Origin of the sequence: Lutimonas vermicola, from assembly GCF_038433205.1 — a bacterium.
Classification (GTDB): Bacteria; Bacteroidota; Bacteroidia; order Flavobacteriales; family Flavobacteriaceae; genus Lutimonas; species Lutimonas vermicola.
This window is the reverse complement of record NZ_JBCDNA010000003.1, coordinates 764188-778410: the sequence shown is the minus strand read 5'-3', so window position 1 is coordinate 778410 and position 14223 is coordinate 764188. Positions and strand designations below refer to the sequence as shown.

Sequence of the window (14223 nt, the reverse complement as noted above, 5' to 3'; positions counted from 1 at the left end):
ATGGCTGAAAATGGTTATTTTTGAAAGCGCCTATTTTTTGCTGCTGTTTTATTTATGGAAAAATTTCAACCTTTACTCGATTATATCAACCGCGTTGTTGAACTTACCGAAGAAGAAGAACAAAAACTCGTCGGCTTGATTTCCACCAGGAAATTGTTAAAGGGCCAGTTTTTTCTTCAACAGGGAGATGTCTGTAAATTTAGTGGGTTTGTGGTTTCGGGTTGTACCAAAACATTCTATGTTGACGATGAAGGACAGGAACATGTCGTTATGTTTTCCACAGAAGATTGGTGGACATCTGATATGGGAAGTTATATTGCGCAGAAACCCGCCGATTTTAACGTCCAGTGCCTTGAAAAAACAGAACTCATCCAGTTCTCCTTTGAGCAACAGGAAGAAATGCTGCGCCAAATCCCAAAACTGGAAAGGTTTTTCAGGATTATAATTGAGAGGGCCTTTGTGGCTTCTCAAAAAAGGGTGGTAAGAAATTTAAGCATGAGTGCCAAAGACCGTTACCTGTTCTTTAGAAATGAATACCCCAAGATTGAACAACGCATCCCACAATACCTTATCGCCTCCTACCTTGGAATCACCAAGGAATTTTTAAGCAAGATCAAAAGCCAATTGATCCTTGAGCAATAGAATGTTAATCTAGTTTAACATCATTTGATAAACTGCCTTATTTCATAGCCTTTACATTCATCCGATATTTGCATTGTTCATTAGAAATTAAATAACATGAAGTTGTTAATTGAAAAAGTGAGTGATCTGAATGATCTTTTGATGGAGGGAGAGAGTCTCGAAGCCCTGGACAGGTTTTATCACCAGGAAGTCGTTATTCAGAAAAATGATGAGGCACCTGTTAAAGGAAAAGCTACGAACAGAAAAATCAAGGAAAGTGAATTGAACGATATTGTTGAGTTTAAAAGTGCGAAACCGTTGCATGTGGCCTTTGGAGAGCAAACAACGATGGTAGAGTGGCAATTGAATTATAAACACAGGCGTTTGGGGGAAAGAAATTATACTCAGGTTGCCGTTCAAGACTGGAAAGAAGGCTTGATTATAAAAGAAAAACTGTATTACTGAAATAAAATAACATAAATATTTAACCATTAAATTTAATAATCATGAAAAATAGAATTCAAACAATTTTAGTAGCATTAGTAATAGCTACGGTGAGTTTTGCCTTTACAAACATTGAGGATGGAACCGTAGAAGTTAAAGTAGAAAAAAGTTCAGTAACATGGAAAGGATACAAAGTAACCGGTTCTCATAAAGGAAAAATTGCTTTAAAAGAAGGCACGCTCACTTTTAATGAAGGCAAACTTACGGGCGGTGAATTCGTGATTGACATGACGTCAATTGAAAATACCGATATGGAAGGTGAATACAAAACAAAACTTGAAGGACATTTGAAATCTGAGGATTTCTTTGGCGTGGAGGAATATCCTACTGCTCTTCTAACTTTCAAAAAGGTTACAAGTACCGGGAAAAATTCATATGAGGTTGTTGGTGACCTAACAATTAAAGAGATAACGAAACCTGTTACGTTTGAACTTTCAGTTTATGGAAACAAAGCAACAGCTAACGTGAAAATTGACAGGACTAAATTTGATGTAAGATATGGATCAACCAGTTTTTTCGATGATTTGCAAGACAAAGCGATTTATGACGAATTTGATCTTATAACAGATCTTGAATTCTAAAAAGTGAGATTTGCTTTTTAATATACCAAAGGCCGCTATTATCGTAGCGGTTTTTTTTGCATCCTATAGATATAGTTTTGTATTCAATGACATTTGTCATTGAATGACATCCCTGAGCTTAATATATTTGGCCTTTATTAGTTATCAATTTGAGAAAAAGACCTTGCTCTTAGCCTCGATCCACGGGCTGCAAGGTCTTTTTATTGCTCCAGAATAAAATGACACGGCCACGGCTGAAAGAGCTAAACTTATTTTTGGAAATTACCCATTTGCATATTCTTATTTTTTGCCTACCTTTAACTTATTAAGCTTTAATCAGATTAACTTGCAACAATATCTAGTTATTATAAACCAAAGAACATTTATCGCGCTCTTCACAGCTCTCGTGACTACGTATATGTGCTTCAGGTTTGATGTGCATTTTGATATTGATCTTACGCTTATCAGTATTGCAATGATATTTCCTCTGGTGTTTACCATTAGAGGATCGTTCAGAAGAAGGGAAAAAGCCCTGGAGCACCTGAGTGAATTTCGAAGTACCTTAAAAACCTTGTACTATTTTTTTACGAGCAACAACCTGTTGACCGGGGAAGAACAGGAGCAGGTTAAAGGAGTTCTCGTCAATATCAGTAATACCGTGATGACGCATCTGAGAACGAATGAAGTAAAAACAGACAATATTGATCGATCTATACATGAGGTATATTCTTTTGTTGATCAACATATCGAAGCCCTTTCAGGGAAAAGAAAAGAAAAAATATTTCGTTTCCTAAAAGACCTGCATGAAAGCGTTGAGAACGTGCACGCCATTAATATTCACAGGACCCCGATAAGCTTAAAGGCCTATTGCCTGATTTTCATTTATATCTTCCCTTTGATCTACGCCCCTTCAATTATCAATAGCGTAGGATACGATCATTCTCATTGGATCACTTATGCGATAGTACTAACAAGTCAATTTATTTTGATCGCCTTGTACAATATCCAAAATCAACTCGAATATCCTTTTGATGATAAAGGGCTTGATGACATAAAATTGGATAATTTCAGGTTTGACAGATAACATCCTTTTATATAGTGCAGCATTCTGAAATTACTTAGGCATTGAATACAGGATGAATGACTCGTTGTATATGGCATTCATATTCCTGTAATTATAACAGGAACTTTCTATATCCCTATAATCGTTACATAAACGAGAAATACAAAAAAGCCTTCTGAAACATCAGAAAGTTTTTAATTTTCACCTGCTAAACAACGCCAGGGCCTCATTATTTTTTCTTTTATATCCCAAATTATTTCTCAAATAAAAATATTTTGATTTTTTTAACATTTTTATAATTAATTGTTTTTTAGGTATTTATATTATTTTATTCTAAAATAATTGTTAAAATAGTACTTTGTTTAACATAGTACTGTAACATTATTGAAGATATGTAGTCTTATAAGTATAATCAACAATTTAAAAATCATGAGAACTACAATATTTAACAACAGTAAAAGAGTAAGATGGTCGGAACACAGAAATTACGCCGTCAGATCCTAAGCAAAAAAACTAATCACAGAATATAAAAAAAACAACATTATGAGAACTACAATATTTAACAACAGTAAAAGAATAAGATGGTCAGAACACAGAAATTACGCCGTCAGATCCTAAGCAAAAAAAACTAATCACAGATTATAAAAATCAACATCATGAGAACTACAATATTTAACAACAGTAAAAGAGTAAGATGGTCAGAACGCAGAACTTATGCCGTCAGATCCTAAGCAAAAAAAACGAATCACAGATTATAAAAATCAACATCATGAGAACTACAATATTTAACAACAGTAAAAGAGTAAGATGGTCGAAACACAGAAATTACGCCGTTAAAGCCTAAAAACAAATAACTTCATATGTTTACAAGCTATCCTCTTCTTCAAAAATCCACTTCAGGTATCCCGAGCGGGTTTACCGGCAGCCCTAAATAAATCATTAGGGTTTTCTGCCATACGATTATCACTGCTTTTTAACTTTCATAACAACACTTTTAGCTATACCTCATTGAGCCAAAACAATAATGTACCGGCTCCATAGAAAACCTATAAACTTTTAGACCCTGATGATTCCTTCTCATTGACACAAGCAGCCGTCTAAATTCGGGATAGCATAGAATCATAGTACCGCACGGTATGATACATCGATTTCCAAAAAAACACTAAAGGGGTATCTCTTGCGGGTTCCCCCTTATGATCTATCTGGGCATACCATTCTCCATTGTTTCTAACAAAATATTTTTGAATATAAGAGACCTGCTCCTGTGCGAGTTCCATATACGAGGGGTCTCCTGTTATCTGATAAACGTTTACCAGTCCTAATACAACTTCTGCCTGAGGCCACCAGGATTTTGATGCTTCCCAAGCCCCATCTTCAGGAATCAGGTTATAATAACCTCCGTTAACCAAATCCCTGGCCTCCTCAACAACTTTGGCCATCATCAGCACAGCGAGTTTATTTGTCTCTTTGATGAGTATTGCATCATTGATAATTCTTGCGGCATCACAGATTACCCAACTGCATTCTGCATTATGCCCGGCCCAGTTTTCGTTGGCCAGAGGTACCCAGTCTGGACTAAATCTATGAATACATGAATAATGCTCTTTTTCAATAAATCGATCAAGGATTAAAGTCAATAAATCCTGAATAGCTCCTTTCACCTCTTCCTCCCGGTAAAGTTCATAAACCTTAACAAAAGCTTCCATCATATGAAAATGGGTTCCAAATGATCTGGTCATTTTCTCACCCTTCATCCACTGCTCGTCAAACCCATCCAGGAATTGAGTTTTGTCTGCATCTTTTAAAGAGGTTTGTATAAATCGCAAATGTTCCTTGATAAGGAGTTCCAAATCAGGAGATGGGTTGATTTTTGCATAAGAGGCGAGTCCGTACAAGACAAAGGCCTGGCCCATGTTGACATTTTCAGGGTCGTGTACCCACTGCATATTGTATGTTCTCCCCCAATAGTAACCACCCTGTGGGTTGCTAAACTCTTTGAGTTTTTCCAGTGCTGCCTCTGCCAGGGGCCGTGAATCTTCAGTATCTGAAAGTTGGCTTGCCCTGGCGGACCCATAAATGATCCTTGCCAAATACATAGAGCCCAAATCTGCCTTATTATTGGGAATATCCTCAATGGAAATTTCAGGATAAACAGCAGATTGGTCGGCCCTGAACATATACAGCATCCAATACTTTAAGTAATTTTGAAACTCTTTTCCTAGTTGAAACAGCTCGTCTTTTATCATCCGGCCAAGTTAGTAAACAAGTTTTGAAAAGTAAACCCGAAACATTGTCAAATGTTGATACGTCAATCTTATATGTTAAAAAAATTACAAAATTTGATAACAGACACAGCATGTCGTGAGAACATGCTTCATAGTAAAATATCTTTGTCCAGGAATAATGGTAATTATTATTTCTCTACGGTTGATTATAATTTAGTATTTATTTGCCAAAATAATTTAGGTTAGACACCATTAGATTAATCAATTGAAGAAGGTCCCAATCTTATCGGACATAATATTCTTTAGTAAATCAGGGGGAAAAAAGGGTTTACTAGATTTTAGGATAGCTATCGTTTTGATAGGTTGGGACTATTTTTACTTCTTTTTCAGCTAAAGTATAAAGACAAATATGTTCCAAAACAAAGAATTGATTTCAGTAGAACTATATCAGAACATCTTGGATGACGATGCTAGAGGTATTATCATGATGGTTGTATCTTATCAGTTGTCTTCAGACAGAAAATTTCTGAAATTACCATCCTGAAACCTTGGAAATACGTCGAGACCGTGTTCATTTTTTCCTCTCTCCCCTTCCCAAATTATCCTAAGTCCCATTTGTTCACTTAATTACAGATTATCATATCGAATAGGTATGGAACAAAACAGATATTTTTGATTGGGCTTGTCTCTAACAAACCGCAACTGCTAGCTGCTGATATAAAAATTATTGTCTTGTGATATTTCATATAGCGTACGATATAATCAATATCCGCCTCGTAATCAAGGGTTCGAATTCTCTTGGTAGTAATGTTTAGGTTTCTTTTGAACCACTGGACCTCAGGGAGTTTGTTGGTAAGTTTTGACAGGGAATACTTCCTCAGGCTAAAATTATAATAGGTGGGAATAGGGACACTGGCATATGGTAAAATAACAAAAAATCCAGCGCCATTAAAAAGACTGATACATGACACGGGGTGTCGTCAGCACAGCATGAGGATGCCCTTATCTTTGTCAAAAATCAGATATGATCCAAAAATTACTAACCGATATTGAAATGGAGGTCAAGTATAATATCTATACAGAGCAAAAGAATTTAATAGCGGTTAAGAACTTGAAAGAGCTTCTCAATCAGATTGATTATGAAGCAGAGGCAGTGCCTTTAGAGGATAAACATAAATTATCCAGGTTGTTGGTTACGTTAAAAGGGCGGGCCCTTAGTGATGCTGAAAATCAATTGATTGAGAGAATCATCAGGAAATAATAGTGAAAAAGGAAAAGTTTCCGATTCCAGGATAAGTAACGCACATTGGGAAATCAAAAATGTAATTAGGTATCAGATATTCCAATACGGGGGTAAAAAGGAATAAGAATTGTTGCCATTAGACGACGATGAACGAATTTTGACACCAATGTGCTGTTATTAAAGGTCTCTTGTAAAAGAGGCCTTTTTTTATTCAGGCTGTGAAAGACGAGCCAGTTTATTCCATAAAAAAAAGCGGGATAATGAAAAACTCATGTTCCCGCTAATGCAAATATTAAGCATGATGTTTATGCTATTAAAGAAAGGCTAAAATGATTCTTATAAGACTACAACAAAGTTTTCGTTTGCATCGATCCCGTTATTTACATAACTGTCAGCTTCCTGATCATTTTCCCATTTCGTGCTATCAATCAAATATTTGAATTGATAACTTTTGGCAGTTTCAAGATCCAATGTTGCTTTATAGGTTCCGTTTTTGAATTTTTTCAAATCTATCGCCTCTTCAACATTCCAATCATTAAAATCTCCCAACAATTGAACTTTTTCAGCGTTCAGTGCTTCTTCTTGATTCAAAGAAAAAGTCACTTTACAAACTGGCTTGCTTTTTAAAAATTGTTTTTTAATACTCATGACACTAGTTTTATAATTTTGGTACAAAATAAATCCAAACGTCTGACAAAAAGAACAACTTTATTGATCAATTTATATACTATATTAACCCTATTGATTTATATATATTAATTGAAGGTTAATTTTACACAAATAAAGAATCTTATAAATTAGGAGAATTATACTTACAATGACCTAAATATGTTTTCATTAGCTTAAATTTTGAGCTAATAATTTAGTATCTTTATTTGCCACTAAATAGTAATCCTACATGAAAATCCCCTCTAAAGCTCTGGTTAACAATATTCAGGAATTTAGTTTTAGTCAAAATACAATCGAAGGCCTTAATGTTGTCAATCATGGAAATGATAGCTATCACATGCTGCTCGACAATGAATCGATAGATGCTCAAATTATCAATTCAGATTTCTTCAATCGAAACTATTTGATCCGTATAAATTCAAATGTATATGAAGTTAAAATTCAAGGAGAACTTGATGAGCTTATCAAAAAAATGGGCTATACCGCCGGGACCTCTAAGGTGGTTAATCTCATAAAGGCTCCAATGCCAGGAATTATCTTAGAAATTCAGGTTAAAAAAGGGCAAACTGTAAAAGAGGGAGAATGCCTGCTTATTTTGGAAGCCATGAAAATGGAAAATTCAATTCTGAGCCCCAAGGATGCCGTGATCAAAGAAATTCACGTAACAGTTGGAGGTACCGTTGACAAAAACAAACTTCTTATTGAACTTGAATAAGCAGAACTAAAATTGCACTTATGAAAAAAATACTCATTGCCAATCGGGGTGAAATAGCCTTACGGGTTATGAAGACGGCTAAACGTTTAGGAATTAAAACCGTGGCCATCTATTCGACCATTGACAGAAAATCCCCTCATGTAACCTTTGCAGATGAAGCCATACATATCGGGGATAATCCATCGAATAAAAGCTATTTATTAGGAGATACGATCATCAAAAAGGCCCTTGAATTGAACGTTGATGCGATTCATCCGGGATATGGGTTTTTGAGCGAAAACGCCGGCTTTGCCAAGGCCGTTGAGGAACATAACATGATTTTTATCGGGCCTGGCCATAAAGCCATCAGCATCATGGGCGATAAGCTGGCAGCAAAAGAAGCCGTGAAAAAATTCAATATCCCCATGGTGCCCGGAATCGACCGGGCAGTGACAGAGATAAAAAAAGCCGAGGAGATCAGCAATCAGGTAGGTTATCCTGTTCTGATCAAAGCGGCCGCTGGTGGAGGAGGAAAAGGCATGAGAATCGTTGAATCGGCTGGTGACCTTAAAGCTCAGATGATGAGGGCTTCAAGTGAAGCTTTGTCTGCTTTTGGCGATGGTTCTGTCTTTATAGAAAAATATATAGAATCCCCCAGGCATATTGAATTTCAAATTCTTGCAGATAATCACGGAAATATTGTGCATTTATTTGAAAGGGAGTGCAGTATTCAACGAAGGCATCAAAAAGTTATTGAAGAAGCACCATCTTCGATACTTACTGCAGCACTGAGAAAAAAAATGGGAGAAGCAGCCGTTATGGTTGCTAAAGCGTGTGACTACAGAAGTGCAGGAACAGTTGAATTCCTTGTCGATGCAGATTTGAATTTTTACTTTCTGGAAATGAACACGCGCCTGCAGGTTGAACATCCGGTAACCGAATATATAACAGGGCTTGATCTCGTTGAAGAACAGATCAAAATAGCACGGGGAGAAAAGATTTCTATGGTTCAGGAAGCGCTTAGTTTCAATGGCCATGCACTTGAATTAAGGGTTTATGCTGAGGATTCACTCAATGGTTTTCTTCCTAATGTAGGCAGATTAAAAACCTATGCCATCCCTCGGGGAGAAAATATCCGACTTGATGACGGATACGAAGAAGGGATGGAAATTCCCATTTTCTATGACCCCCTGATCTCAAAACTGATCACTTTCGGGAAAAATCGCGAAGAGGCTATTCAAAGGATGGTGTACGCCATTGATAATTACCTGATCCAGGGCGTTGAAACGACATTACCGTTTGGAAAATTCGTTTGTGAGCATGAATCTTTTAAACAGGGAAACTTTGATACTCATTTTGTAAGCAAGTATTTCAGTCCGGAAATTCTGATAAAAACAAGGGATAAGGAGGCCAAAATAGCCGCCCTTTTAGCCCTGAAACTCCATCAGAAAGAACTCAGCATTTTACGAACACCAGACTAATTGAAACAGTGATATTCACACAAGGTATACCTGTTGAAAAACATCCTGATAAACTTAAACCAAATAGTATGAACAAGAAACAAAAAGCCCTGTTGGAGAAAATGGCCGAAGCCAGGTTAGGAGGTGGTGAACAAAGAATTGAAAAACAGCATAAGAAGAAAAAACTTACGGCCAGGGAAAGGTTAGAATACCTGATGGATGAGGGGTCATTCGAAGAAGTTGGTATGCTGGTTACGCACCGCAGCACCGATTTTGGCATGGAAAAACAACTGTTTTTTGGTGATGGAGTTGTTACCGGCTATGGTACGGTAAACGGCCGGTTGATTTATGTTTATGCCCAGGATTTTACGGTTTTTGGTGGGGCCTTATCTGAAACACATGCCGAAAAAATTTGTAAAATCATGGATCTTGCCGTAAAAACAGGCGCTCCTGTTATTGGCCTTAATGACTCCGGAGGAGCAAGAATACAAGAAGGCGTACGTTCATTGGGGGGCTATGCCGATATATTTTACAGAAACGTCCGGTCATCGGGTGTCATTCCGCAAATTTCGGCAATCATGGGTCCTTGTGCCGGTGGAGCGGTATATTCACCGGCAATGACCGACTTTACAATCATGGTCGAGGAAACGAGTTATATGTTTGTCACCGGACCGAACGTAGTAAAAACCGTTACCAATGAAGAAGTGAGCTCAGAAGAATTGGGAGGAGCTTCCACTCATTCCACCAAATCGGGTGTTACCCATGTAACTGCCTCAAATGACGTGGCCTGTTTAGAGGAAATTAAAAAAATGCTGAGTTATATCCCTCAAAACAACAAGTTGAAAACACCCAAACTACCTTTCACGCTTTCAGATGAATTGCGGGACGAACTGGAGCATATTATTCCTGAGGATACGCATAAACCCTATGACATGCGAAAAGTAATTAAGGGGATATGCGATAAGGATTCCTTTTATGAAATACACAAGGATTATGCAGAAAATATCGTTGTTGGATTCAATCGCTTAGCCGGAAGAAGTATTGGGATCATCGCAAATCAACCTTTGAGCCTGGCAGGTGTTCTCGACGTGAACAGTTCGAAAAAAGCGGCCCGTTTTACAAGGTTTTGCGACTGCTTTAATATCCCTCTTCTGGTACTCGTCGACGTCCCGGGATTTTTACCGGGTACCGACCAGGAATGGAATGGCATCATCGTTCACGGAGCAAAGCTTTTATATGCACTCAGCGAAGCCACGGTTCCAAGGGTAACGGTAATAACCCGCAAAGCTTATGGTGGGGCTTATGACGTGATGAATTCAAAACATATTGGTGCCGACATGAATTTTGCCTGGCCAACTGCAGAAATTGCTGTTATGGGAGCTAAAGGAGCAAGTGAGATCATCTTTAAAAAAGAAATTTCGGAAGCCTCCGACCCAGAAGCCAAATGGAAAGAAAAGGAGGCAGAATATGCTGATAAATTTGCTGATCCGTACCGTGCTGCAAGAAGGGGCTTTATCGATGAAGTTATCCTGCCCAAGGATACGAGGAGAAAACTGATCAAAGCTTTTTCAATGCTTGAAAACAAAGAATTAACCGGTCCGGATAGAAAACACGGAAACATACCTTTATAAGGTTATTTCATACGGAATCACTGCAAGAATCAACACTATACGATCTCTGCACTTAGGCCTCTCTCGAGCAACTGCGTGCATCTGGGCTTGAGTTCGTCATACTCTCCTGTTTTAACCGCACATTTGCCTTTGTAATGCACCAGATAGGTACATTGCTCAGCCTGTTCCAGTGAATGTTCACAAACTTCTATAAGCGAATCAATTACAAAATCAAAAGTATGAACATCATCATTGAACAGCACAATCTCGTACATCTTGACCTCCTGTTCGGACAGGTCAACAGATTCCTGAATTTTTTCTTTAGTTGAATAAATCATGATATTCTTGTTCAAATCATGGGGCTAATTTACATATTTTAATCCAACCCAATTATTTCTCTCTAATTTCTTTTTAAATTTTAGCCCGTTCTGCATAGCAACTTCATTGATCTTTTCAAGATCTTCATTGTAAAAACCACTTAAAAGCACCGTCCCATTTTTCTTTAAACTCCTGGCATAAATATGCATATCATTCAGTAAAATGTTTCGGTTTATGTTGGCTATGATAAGGTCATAAGCATTGGGTTTTAAGAGGCTTGCATCCCCCTCAAAAACCGATATGTTCCTGCAGTTGTTCCGCTCAACATTTTCCAATGAATTTTCGTAGCACCAGTTGTCAATATCAATGGCATCTATATCAGCAGCGCCTTTCATTTCAGAAAAAATGGCCAGTATTCCGGTGCCACATCCCATATCGAGAACTTTCTTGTCCTTAAGGTCCATCTGCAACAAATGTTGAATCATTAAATGGGTTGTTTCATGATGGCCCGTACCAAAACTCATTTTTGGTTCGATAACGATATCGTATTTCAATTGAGGATCCTTATGAAAAGGAGCTCTCACGCTCACTTGGCCGTCTACTTCGATAGGTTCAAAATTCTTTTCCCATTCTTCGTTCCAGTTTACCTGTTCAATTTTTTTGACCTCATAAGAAAAGCTAACTTCGCCTGATTCCAGAATCTGAATGCCATCGAGTAAACTGGCATTCCAGTCCTTTTCTTGAATATAGGCTTCTACCCCGTCCGGGTTTTCGGTAAAACTTTCAAATCCAGCTTGACCAAGCTCTGCAACCAAAATATCAATAGCGGTTTGCGCTTCTAATGATCCTGATTTTATCTTAAAAAAGCATCCTATATAATTCATAATGATCCTAAAGTTAAAAAATCTGTGAAGTCTTTTCCAAAAGATAAGACTTCACAGATTTGCAATATTCTTAAAAGGGTGAAAACCCTTAGATAGCCTTGATAATGGCTGTAAAATCGTCTACGTTTAAGGCTGCACCGCCAATCAGTCCTCCATCTACGTCGGTCTTGGAAAAAATCTCATTGGCGTTACCCGGCTTCACACTTCCACCGTAAAGAATAGAAACTTCTTCAGAAACGTCACTTAAATATCTTTCTGCAACCAATTCTCTTATAAAAGCGTGCATTTCCTGAGCCTGATCCGGCGAAGCTGTTTCACCTGTTCCGATAGCCCATACGGGTTCATATGCTAAAATAATTTTTGACCAGGCATTTGAATCCAAATGGAAAAGCGCATTCTTGATCTGGCTTTCAACCACTTTAAAATGATTACCGCTCTTTCTGTCTTGAAGCACCTCTCCAAAGCAAAAGATCACTTCCAGGTCGTTCTTCAGGGCCGCATCGACTTTGGCCGCAAGAAGCGAATCTGATTCACCAAAATATTCCCTTCTTTCTGAGTGGCCTAAAATCACGGTATCCACATAAACACCTTTGATCATTTGAGCAGAAACCTCTCCGGTATAAGCACCACTTGCTTCCTGGTGCATGTTTTGAGCCGCTACTTCTATAACCGATTTCTTGGTCATTTTAGACGCCTTCTGCAAATTGACAAAAGTCGGTGAAATAATCACACGGGTATTATCTAAAGTAAGTTCTTTTACAGCGTGATTTAATTCTTTGACCAAGGCCTTGGTTTCTTTATAGGTCTTGTTCATCTTCCAGTTACCTGCTACAATTTTAGTTCTCATTAAATTGGTTTTTTGGTTGAAATTAAAATGAAACGCAAAGATAACCTAAACTGATAAATTGATTACTTTTGCTGCAATCAATTTTCAAAAAAAATGACAAAACAAGAGCTAATTCATCAGATCAAAGCCAAAAGATCATTTTTATGCATAGGACTGGACGTTGACCTCGAAAAAATACCTGCCCATCTACTTCAATTAGATGATCCCGTTTTTGAATTTAACAAGGCCATTATTGAAGCTACCCACGATATAACGGTAGCCTATAAACCCAATACGGCTTTTTACGAAGCATATGGTCTGAAGGGATGGGAAAGCTTGTCAAAAACCATTGCCTATCTCAATGAAAACTACCCTTCCATCTTTACAATCGCCGATGCCAAAAGAGGAGATATCGGCAATACCTCAACGCGTTATGCCAAGGCATTTTTTGAAGATTTGAATTTTGACTCCGTGACCGTAGCCCCTTATATGGGAAGCGATTCAGTTGAACCCTTCCTTGCTTTTGAAAATAAGTTCACCATTATGCTCGCGCTTACATCCAACAAAGGAGGCCTTGATTTTCAGCTCATGCAAGACGAAAAAGGTGCGACCTTATATGAAAAAGTTTTGAAAACTTCCTTAGGGTGGAAAAACAGCGAACAGCTGATGTATGTCGTCGGTGCCACACGGCCCGAGTATTTCCAAAAGATCAGAAATATAGTACCGGATCATTTTCTTCTCGTTCCCGGTGTGGGAGCGCAGGGAGGAGATCTTCAGGAAGTTTGTACATACGGATTAAACAATGATATCGGTTTACTCATTAACTCTTCAAGAGGAATCATTTATGCTTCCCCAAATGAGAATTTTGCTGAAATTGCCAGAAAAAAGGCTTTGGAGTTGCAAAAAGAAATGCAGGTCATCCTTGATGAAAAGGGCCTTTAGTCATTATAATCCTTGAAGTTCTTGACTGCTTGTTCAAGCAGTTCATGTAAACCAACCATCTGTTTATAGCCGAATTTTTTTCCTAACTGACCAAAAAAGTACAGGGCTACCCAAACTACAGGCATCAACAAGCACATAATCATGGTTAATTCGTAATCCTGACCCAGGCTCCATCTTGAGTAAAAGATTACAAAAAACACGAAAAAAGCAATAGCCACGATAAAATGCAAAAACATAAAAAAGGTCCAGATTTTAGGTTTCGGCCCTAAAATACCTTTTACGATAGTGAAATCCCCTTCTTTTTCGATTTCGACATGCAATTGAGGTGACCAGAAATACTCTTGTTCTGCGGGCACATCAATGATAACGTGATGGTCAACGACTTTGCCGGTATAAATGCAAGTATCTTCTGAAAGCTTTTCTTTGAAACTGTCAAGAATATGCTGTTCAGATTCTTTGAATTTAAATTTGAATCTGGGTTTGAGCAGAATCCTGTTGAGCTCATCGTCATGAATAGGCTGGTTCATGGTTCTTGGTTTTAATACTTGAAATCGAACCTGCCTTCCGGCAGGCTGGGATTCAGCGGAGCTGATGCATGAATGAA

At 37.9% G+C, this 14223-nt stretch carries 15 protein-coding genes; 9 read left to right on the top strand and 6 right to left on the bottom strand.

Annotated features, from left to right (window positions below; genetic code table 11):
* Positions 1-54 precede the first annotated feature (54 nt).
* The 4 genes from AABB81_RS15460 to AABB81_RS15445 all read left to right on the top strand — a co-directional run bounded on the left by AABB81_RS15460 (position 55) and on the right by AABB81_RS15445 (position 2769).
* Positions 55-642 carry a Crp/Fnr family transcriptional regulator gene (locus AABB81_RS15460; protein ID WP_342161467.1) on the top strand — a complete coding sequence of 196 codons (588 nt, stop codon included), beginning with the start codon at positions 55-57 and terminating at the stop codon, positions 640-642.
* Between the two features lie 96 nt (positions 643-738).
* Positions 739-1086 (top strand): hypothetical protein, encoded by a 348-nt coding sequence (locus tag AABB81_RS15455; RefSeq protein ID WP_342161466.1) that lies wholly within the window; start codon positions 739-741, stop codon positions 1084-1086.
* Between the two features lie 41 nt (positions 1087-1127).
* Entirely contained in the window at positions 1128-1706 is a 579-nt protein-coding gene (locus AABB81_RS15450) for a YceI family protein (RefSeq protein WP_342161465.1), read from the top strand.
* A gap of 325 nt (positions 1707-2031) precedes the next feature.
* A complete protein-coding gene (locus tag AABB81_RS15445) occupies positions 2032-2769 on the top strand; it encodes a hypothetical protein (RefSeq protein ID WP_342161464.1) in 738 nt (245 codons plus the stop codon).
* A 1076-nt stretch (positions 2770-3845) separates the two neighbouring features.
* Here the strand turns inward: AABB81_RS15445 and AABB81_RS15440 are convergent.
* Positions 3846-4994, bottom strand: coding sequence for an AGE family epimerase/isomerase (locus tag AABB81_RS15440; protein ID WP_342161463.1), 1149 nt, complete (start codon positions 4992-4994; stop codon positions 3846-3848).
* Positions 4995-5997: 1003 nt separating this feature from the next.
* Here AABB81_RS15440 and AABB81_RS15435 point away from each other — a divergent pair.
* A complete protein-coding gene (locus AABB81_RS15435; RefSeq protein ID WP_342161462.1) occupies positions 5998-6234 on the top strand; it encodes a hypothetical protein in 237 nt (78 codons plus the stop codon).
* A gap of 318 nt (positions 6235-6552) precedes the next feature.
* Here AABB81_RS15435 and AABB81_RS15430 read toward each other — a convergent pair whose 3' ends face one another.
* The gene (locus AABB81_RS15430) at positions 6553-6864 is read right to left on the bottom strand and encodes an isoamylase early set domain-containing protein (protein ID WP_342161461.1); all 312 of its coding nucleotides are present in this window, start codon (positions 6862-6864) and stop codon (positions 6553-6555) included.
* A gap of 250 nt (positions 6865-7114) precedes the next feature.
* On the opposite strand from AABB81_RS15430, the gene AABB81_RS15425 reads away from it, so the two are divergent.
* The 3 genes from AABB81_RS15425 (at position 7115) to AABB81_RS15415 (ending at position 10670) form a co-directional block, all read left to right on the top strand.
* Complete coding sequence (locus AABB81_RS15425; RefSeq protein WP_342161460.1) at positions 7115-7600, top strand: acyl-CoA carboxylase biotin carboxyl carrier protein subunit; 486 nt, start codon at positions 7115-7117, stop codon at positions 7598-7600.
* Positions 7601-7620: 20 nt separating this feature from the next.
* Complete coding sequence (locus tag AABB81_RS15420) at positions 7621-9060, top strand: acetyl-CoA carboxylase biotin carboxylase subunit (RefSeq protein ID WP_342161459.1); 1440 nt, start codon at positions 7621-7623, stop codon at positions 9058-9060.
* A 68-nt stretch (positions 9061-9128) separates the two neighbouring features.
* On the top strand, positions 9129-10670 hold the full coding sequence (locus AABB81_RS15415) for an acyl-CoA carboxylase subunit beta (protein WP_342161458.1): 1542 nt from the start codon (positions 9129-9131) through the stop codon (positions 10668-10670).
* 35 nt (positions 10671-10705) lie between these two features.
* Here AABB81_RS15415 and AABB81_RS15410 read toward each other — a convergent pair whose 3' ends face one another.
* The 3 genes from AABB81_RS15410 to tpiA all read right to left on the bottom strand — a co-directional run bounded on the left by AABB81_RS15410 (position 10706) and on the right by tpiA (position 12698).
* The gene (locus AABB81_RS15410) at positions 10706-10987 is read right to left on the bottom strand and encodes an ATP-dependent Clp protease adaptor ClpS (protein ID WP_342161457.1); all 282 of its coding nucleotides are present in this window, start codon (positions 10985-10987) and stop codon (positions 10706-10708) included.
* A 24-nt stretch (positions 10988-11011) separates the two neighbouring features.
* Positions 11012-11851 carry a 50S ribosomal protein L11 methyltransferase gene (prmA, locus tag AABB81_RS15405; RefSeq protein WP_342161456.1) on the bottom strand — a complete coding sequence of 280 codons (840 nt, stop codon included), beginning with the start codon at positions 11849-11851 and terminating at the stop codon, positions 11012-11014.
* A gap of 88 nt (positions 11852-11939) precedes the next feature.
* The gene (tpiA, locus tag AABB81_RS15400) at positions 11940-12698 is read right to left on the bottom strand and encodes a triose-phosphate isomerase (protein ID WP_342161455.1); all 759 of its coding nucleotides are present in this window, start codon (positions 12696-12698) and stop codon (positions 11940-11942) included.
* Between the two features lie 93 nt (positions 12699-12791).
* Here tpiA and pyrF point away from each other — a divergent pair, with 93 nt between their 5' ends.
* A complete protein-coding gene (gene pyrF, locus AABB81_RS15395) occupies positions 12792-13619 on the top strand; it encodes an orotidine-5'-phosphate decarboxylase (protein ID WP_342161454.1) in 828 nt (275 codons plus the stop codon).
* On the opposite strand, the gene AABB81_RS15390 is transcribed toward pyrF, so the two are convergent.
* A complete protein-coding gene (locus tag AABB81_RS15390) occupies positions 13616-14146 on the bottom strand; it encodes a GTP-binding protein (RefSeq protein WP_342161453.1) in 531 nt (176 codons plus the stop codon). The two genes, pyrF and AABB81_RS15390, sit on opposite strands and share 4 nt — an antisense overlap.
* Positions 14147-14223 lie beyond the last annotated feature (77 nt).

What these genes read in the sequence shown, in the direction of transcription:
- AABB81_RS15460 (WP_342161467.1), top strand. Translation starts at nt 55, where the DNA reads ATGGAAAAATTTCAACCTTTACTCGATTATATCAACCGCGTTGTTGAA.
- AABB81_RS15455 (WP_342161466.1), top strand. Translation starts at nt 739, where the DNA reads ATGAAGTTGTTAATTGAAAAAGTGAGTGATCTGAATGATCTTTTGATG.
- AABB81_RS15450 (WP_342161465.1), top strand. Translation starts at nt 1,128, where the DNA reads ATGAAAAATAGAATTCAAACAATTTTAGTAGCATTAGTAATAGCTACG.
- AABB81_RS15440 (WP_342161463.1), bottom strand. Translation starts at nt 4,994, where the DNA reads ATGATAAAAGACGAGCTGTTTCAACTAGGAAAAGAGTTTCAAAATTAC.
- AABB81_RS15435 (WP_342161462.1), top strand. Translation starts at nt 5,998, where the DNA reads ATGATCCAAAAATTACTAACCGATATTGAAATGGAGGTCAAGTATAAT.
- AABB81_RS15430 (WP_342161461.1), bottom strand. Translation starts at nt 6,864, where the DNA reads ATGAGTATTAAAAAACAATTTTTAAAAAGCAAGCCAGTTTGTAAAGTG.
- AABB81_RS15425 (WP_342161460.1), top strand. Translation starts at nt 7,115, where the DNA reads ATGAAAATCCCCTCTAAAGCTCTGGTTAACAATATTCAGGAATTTAGT.
- AABB81_RS15420 (WP_342161459.1), top strand. Translation starts at nt 7,621, where the DNA reads ATGAAAAAAATACTCATTGCCAATCGGGGTGAAATAGCCTTACGGGTT.
- AABB81_RS15415 (WP_342161458.1), top strand. Translation starts at nt 9,129, where the DNA reads ATGAACAAGAAACAAAAAGCCCTGTTGGAGAAAATGGCCGAAGCCAGG.
- AABB81_RS15410 (WP_342161457.1), bottom strand. Translation starts at nt 10,987, where the DNA reads ATGATTTATTCAACTAAAGAAAAAATTCAGGAATCTGTTGACCTGTCC.
- prmA (WP_342161456.1), bottom strand. Translation starts at nt 11,851, where the DNA reads ATGAATTATATAGGATGCTTTTTTAAGATAAAATCAGGATCATTAGAA.
- tpiA (WP_342161455.1), bottom strand. Translation starts at nt 12,698, where the DNA reads ATGAGAACTAAAATTGTAGCAGGTAACTGGAAGATGAACAAGACCTAT.
- pyrF (WP_342161454.1), top strand. Translation starts at nt 12,792, where the DNA reads ATGACAAAACAAGAGCTAATTCATCAGATCAAAGCCAAAAGATCATTT.
- AABB81_RS15390 (WP_342161453.1), bottom strand. Translation starts at nt 14,146, where the DNA reads ATGAACCAGCCTATTCATGACGATGAGCTCAACAGGATTCTGCTCAAA.